Annotated in this window: 5 protein-coding genes; 1 reads left to right on the forward strand and 4 read right to left on the reverse strand. The window is 66.7% G+C overall.

Features of this window, described 5'->3' with window-relative positions; all coding sequences use genetic code 11:
• The 4 genes from ACE3TU_RS18295 to ACE3TU_RS18310 all read right to left on the reverse strand — a co-directional run.
• The coding region (locus tag ACE3TU_RS18295; protein WP_374626817.1) for a glutathione S-transferase family protein at window positions 1–547 on the reverse strand (547 nt) is incomplete at its 3' end.
• Window positions 547–2,262 carry a Rieske 2Fe-2S domain-containing protein gene (locus ACE3TU_RS18300; RefSeq protein WP_374626819.1) on the reverse strand — a complete coding sequence of 572 codons (1,716 nt, stop codon included), beginning with the start codon at window positions 2,260–2,262 and terminating at the stop codon, window positions 547–549. The genes ACE3TU_RS18295 and ACE3TU_RS18300, both read right to left, overlap by 1 nt.
• A gap of 1 nt (window position 2,263) precedes the next feature.
• Complete coding sequence (locus ACE3TU_RS18305) at window positions 2,264–3,118, reverse strand: aromatic ring-hydroxylating dioxygenase subunit alpha (protein WP_374626821.1); 855 nt, start codon at window positions 3,116–3,118, stop codon at window positions 2,264–2,266.
• A 314-nt stretch (window positions 3,119–3,432) separates the two neighbouring features.
• Window positions 3,433–3,897 carry a MucR family transcriptional regulator gene (locus tag ACE3TU_RS18310; protein WP_374626823.1) on the reverse strand — a complete coding sequence of 155 codons (465 nt, stop codon included), beginning with the start codon at window positions 3,895–3,897 and terminating at the stop codon, window positions 3,433–3,435.
• A gap of 140 nt (window positions 3,898–4,037) precedes the next feature.
• Between ACE3TU_RS18310 and ACE3TU_RS18315 the strand changes: the two genes are divergently transcribed.
• A partial coding sequence (locus ACE3TU_RS18315; RefSeq protein WP_374626825.1) for a BTAD domain-containing putative transcriptional regulator occupies window positions 4,038–5,646 on the forward strand: 1,609 nt, incomplete at its 3' end.

The raw sequence follows: 5,646 nt of genomic DNA on the forward strand, positions 1-5,646 counted from the left end.
CCTGACGCGACACCCCGCCCTCCTCGCTGAGTGCGATATAGGGAAAGCAGGCGATGTCCGCGGTGGTCGGGTGGCCGGCGCGGCACAGCCAATCCTGCCCTTCGCGCTCGGCAAACCACAGGTGCTCGTCCAGTCGCCGGAACAACGTGTGCGCTCCCGCCTGCGCCTTCTCGAGGTCGAACGGATAACTCATGGCTATGGTCAGGCGCGCGGCAGAGACGGTCTGCGTCAGTTGCTCGGCAAAGTCGTGCCAGGCCTCGATTTCGGTCAGCACCGCCGTGTCGCCGGTCGGGTACCACAGGCCCGACCCGTCGTAGGTGCGGGCGAGGTGGACGAGGATCGACTGGCTGTCGGTGAGCACCTCGCCCCCGTCGATCAGCACCGGCAGCTGCCCGCGCGGATTGAGTGCGAGGAACGCCGCCGACTTGTGCTCCCGTCCCGGATAGAAGTCGATCGGCACGATATCGTAGGCGAGCTCGAGGATCGAAAGGAACAGCCGCAGCTTGTAGCAATTGCCGGACAGCTCGTAGTCGTAGAGCGTGATCATCAGATGTCGAGCACCAGCCGGGCAGTGCGGGCGCGCGAGACACAGGTCATCATCACGGTGTTGCCGGCCCGCTCGCTGCTGTTGAGATAGACGTCCTGATGCTCCGGCTCCCCCTCCAGCACGCGCGCAAGGCAGGTGCCGCACGCCCCCTGCTCGCAGGACGATGGCACGGCAATGCCGTGTTCCCGCAGCACCTCGAGGATCGATTTGCCCGCCGGCACCGCAAGGCTCAGTGCGGAGCGCGCCAGTTCCACCGTGAAGCTGCTGCTCGTATCGATCCGGCGGGTGTTGCTGAAGTACTCGAAATGCACGGCTTCGTCGGGCCATCCGAGGTCCGCTGCCAGCGTCCTCGCGCGTTCCAGCATCGGCCCGGGGCCGCAGACATAGACCTGCTGTCCGAACCGATACGTTCCAAGGAGTCTCCTTATCTGCTCCGCCGTCGCGTCAGGGTCGAGGCCGAGGTGCCGCACCAGATTGTCCCCCAGCGCCTCGAGTTCGTCGGCCAGCGGCAAATGGGCCGCCGAACGGGCAAAGGCATGGAAGTCGAAGCCCAGCCTCGACCGCTGCAAGGCCCTGGCCATGGCCAGCAACGGCGTGACCCCGATTCCCCCGGCGATGAAGATCGTGTGGGTCGCGTCGCGCCGGAGCGGAAAGTTGTTGCGGGGCTCGGAAACGGCCAGCACGTCACCGACCCGCAGCCCGTCGCAGATCGCCGCCGAACCGCCTCGCGAGTTCGGCTCGCGCTTGACGGCGATGCGATAGGCCAGCATCTCCCCGGGGCCGTTGGTGATCGAGTACTGCCGGACGAGGCCGTTGGGCAGGTGCAGGTCGACATGGGCCCCCGGCTGGAAGGTCGGCACGTGTCCCTCGAGCGGCGCCAGCTCCAGCCCGGTCACCCCCTCGCCGGCCGCCCATTTCCGCTTCACACGCACGCTCAGCGTTGCCTGCCGGCCGGGGGTCAGGTCGGGCATCGTCGCAAGTTCGATCGGCACCTGCTGATAGACCGGTTCGATCGGGGCCGGTCGTCCGCCTTCGAGCGCCGCCGCCTCAAGTCCGTCCCGGAGCGCTGATAGCAGTGCGTTGTAGCGGCGCAGCACGCCGACGGCATCGCCGGCGGGCCGGGTCACCAGTCCGCGGATCACCGCCCGCCCCGCATCGACCGGCTGCACGAAGAACAGCGCATGCCGCCCGTCTGCGCCGGCGAGCGTCATCGCCATGCCGAGCGGCTGCAGGGGCGCAAATGCGGCGCCTGCGGCGCGTTGCGCCGCAAGGCCGGCAAGGACCGCGTCCGGGGTCGCCTGCACGGGGAGCGGGCGCAGCGGCAGCCAGTCTCCCTCCGGCACCGGCAGTTCATCGCCATCCGGCGCCTCCAGTGCCGACCACACGAGACCATGCGCCTCGCGCATCGGGTACGTGCGGTTGGCAATCCGGCGCGCCGGCGCATCGGCAGGATGCGCCGGGATGTAGGTGCAGCCGGCCGAACGGTTCGCGTAGCGCCAGCCATGGTACTGGCACTTGAGTTCGGCCCCCTCGTTGAGGCCGATCGACAGCCGCACGCCGCGATGCAGGCAGCGGTTCTCCCAGACATTGACGTGGCCGTCATCGGCGCGCCACACCGCCATCTCCTGGCCAAGCAACTGGCCGTGAAAGACGTGCCGCAGCGGCAGGTCGTCGCTTGCGGCAATCGGATGCCAGGCGCGGTGCAGGTCTTCCATCTCAGCCGGCCTGTGCGATCACGCCATAGTTGATCCCCTTCAGGCTCAGCCAGCGGCGATAGGCGATTGCCGACTTGTCGGCCCGGATCGGCGTCTCGGCGCGCGGATCGAGCGGCAGCCGCTTGGGGAACTGGTTCTCGAGGATGGGCCGGTCCTGTCCGAAGATCGTCTGCTGGAAGCGGCGCATGCCGGTGAGCGTGTTGACCTCGTCGAGCATGGACAACATCAGGTGCGCCCGGATCGTCTCCTCGCCCATCGGCTGGCAGAAGATGGCGATGACGTCCATGCGCCCGGGCGCGGCGGGACAGGATTTGTACAGCACGGCGCAATAGGGGTGAGGAACGCGATAGACATATTCGACCTCCTGCCCTTCGAGCGCGCTCAGCGCGGCGCGCGGCTGGAAGAAGCGGCAGCGCGTCGCCACGATCTCGTCGCGATCGGTCGAGATCTCGACGTCGTATTCCTTGACCTCGGTGTGCGGCTCCGCCCCGAGGATATCGGTGTGCACATAGGGGAAGTGCCCCATGTCGAGGAAGTTCTCGATCGCCCGCGGCGCCGAGACATTGACCCCGATGGAGCCGGCGCAGATGTTGAAGCGATCGGGCTCGTCATACTCGGGAATGGCAAAGACCGCTGCCGGGGGGGTGCCGAGGCTGGTCCAGACAAAACCGTGGCGCTCGCACACGGGAAGGCGCCCCCCGTCACCGGCGCGACTGACCCGGATGCCCTCACCCTCCCGCTGCAGGTGCACCGGAACATCCAGCAACACCGTGGCAAGCGGAATGCCGTCCGGCACATCTTCACGGGCCGCAAGCGGATACCATTGGTCGAGGACTGCTGGGCTTGGCGGGGGCATCGTCGGGCTGCCGGGCGAGTGGAGCCCTAGAGTGGCGCCCCTCGCCGCCGTTCACAAGCGCCAAGGCCGCATGCCGACCGTGCGGAATTCGCGCTGCTATCGCGTCCGCATAACGGCTGCGTCACGACAACCCTGCTACCTTACGCCCGCATGGGAAATTCGGGTCCTGTGTCGACTGCTTTCCCTGCTCGGCGGGGAAAGCAGTCCCCCCATTCGAACCTCCAAGAACCTGCGACCAAGTGTCCCGGCATCGCCAAGCGATGCCGGTTCTTCTTGCCCTCAGCCGAGAAGGTGGTTGCCCTGCAGCGGGAACGTCAGGCCGTGGCCTTGGCGCGTCCGCGACCGGCGCGGGCAGGCGCGGGCGCCGCGGCGGGCTTGCGCCCGAGTCCGATGCTCTTGGCCAGCCGGGAGCGGGCCTCCGAATAGCTCGGCGCCACCATCGGGTAGTCGGCCGGCAGGCCCCACTTGGCCCGGTACTCGTCCGGCGACATGTCGTACTCGGTCTTGAGGTGCCGCTTCAGCGACTTGAACTTCTTGCCATCTTCGAGGCAGATCAGATAATCCGGGGTGATCGACTTCTTGGGCGACACCGCAGGGCGCAACTCCGCTACAGCTTCGGGCGCTGCGACGGCACCGAGCCCGGCAAAGGCCGCATGGACCTGCGCGATGAGTTTCGGCAGATCGCTCGCGCTGAGCGCGTTGTGACTGACATAGGCACTGACCACGGAGGCACTGAGCTCGATCAGCTTGTCCCCAGAGCGTTCACTGGTGTTATTCATTGAGCCCGACGACCCCGGTGCACTTGCTTCCATATTTGTCTCGATTCATACCGTTATGTGGTTTCACCCATTGCTACACGAACTTCGCGCCGTGCTAGGCTGCGTCTATTTCCAGCGTGCGTCGGCGTTATGATTCTTATTTGCGCGCGTTATGCAGCCGTTATGTGCCTACGCTTCTCGCTTTACTTCGTCAAGTAAACTTCAGCCCTTTGCAGGCGGGCAATTGGGCGTCCGGAATCTCACCGATGCGTGAAACGACCACATTGCAGCTACTTGGGACGCCGATTTTGCGGTTGGCGGACGGCAACGTCGTAAAACTGCGCCAGAAAGCCTATGCGCTGGCCGCGATGCTGTACCTCGAGTTTCGTGAAAGAACGCGGCGAGCAACGATTGCCGAACGTATCTGGGAGGACAGTACTCTTGAGCAGGCGCTGACCAACTTGCGCCAGACGCTGCTCCACACCCGCGAGTTGGAAGCCCATAACGGCTTCGAACTGTTCGACGCCGATGCTACCGAGATCGAACTCAGCCGCAGTATTGCGCTCGATCTGCGCGAGATGGGGCGCTTGCGCGCTGTTGCCGATCCGGCGGACCTCGACCACCTCGTTGCCCTCTACCGAGGCGAATTGCTGAGTGGAATCGAGGGCTTCGGCGAGGGGTTCGATCAATGGCTGGCCATGGAGCGCAGCCGCATCGAGGACCAGTTCGTGGCGCAGGCGACGGATGCGGCCCTGCGCATCGGCGGTCGTGGAGGGCACGCGGCCCTGCAGCGACTGGCCGAGCGCCTTCCCTATTCGGACGCCGTGGCGCGGGCGACGATCGAGTTGCACCTTGCCGACGACGACGCGCCCGGCGCCCGCACCGCGCTCGAAGCGTTTCGCAACCGGCTCAGTCGAGGCCTCGGCCTTGAACCCGCCGCCGACATCTCCGCCCTGGTGGACCGGCACGGTCCGCGCAGCGTCGCCGAGCCGAAGGCGACGATCAGCGCGGAGCCGGTGTCCGTGGCGGAGCGCCTTGCATTCGTCCCGCGAGTGGTGCTGCTGCCGCCCCTGCAGGAGCACAAGCAGACGGGCATGCCGCGCCACCTGGCCCCCGCGCTGGTCGAGGATGTCACCATCGGCCTGTCGCGCCTGCGCTCGGTTTCCGTGATCGCGCCGCATACCGCCTGGCAGCTCGATCCGTTCAGTGCCCTCGATGAGGTGCGCGCCCATCAGATCGACTACGCCGTGGAGAGCCGCGTTGCGCCGGACTTCACCGGCGACGGCCTCTCGCTCGCCATTCGCCTCGTGCGCAGCGCCGGGCGCGAGATCGTCTGGGCCAGCAAGTACACGTTCTCGCCCGCCTCGGCCGCGGATCGCTACTGGGACTTCACCAATGGCATTGCCCACGCCCTTGCCGACAGCATTGAGTCTGCCGAGCTGCAGCGCGAGCGCACCGAGCGCAGCCCCGATGCCTACGCGCACTATCTCACCGGCCGGCACAACCTCAGAACCTTCGACCTTCCCAAGGTGCGGCGCGGGCGGAAGTCGCTGCGCCTGGCGCGCGAGATTGAACCGGGTCAGGCCAGCATCGAGAGCGCGCTGGCGCGGACCTACGTGATCGAATGGGTGCTGCGGTCCGGCTCGGATCACGGCCTGCTCGACAAGGCCAAGCTGCATGCCGAACGCGCCGTGGCGCTGGACCCTACCGACGGCACTGCCTACAGGGAACTCGGGCGTGTCGCGCTGTTCGACCGGGAGCTTGACCTCA

This window comes from Devosia sp. (assembly GCF_041917035.1).
Classification (GTDB): Bacteria; Pseudomonadota; Alphaproteobacteria; order Rhizobiales; family Devosiaceae; genus Devosia_A.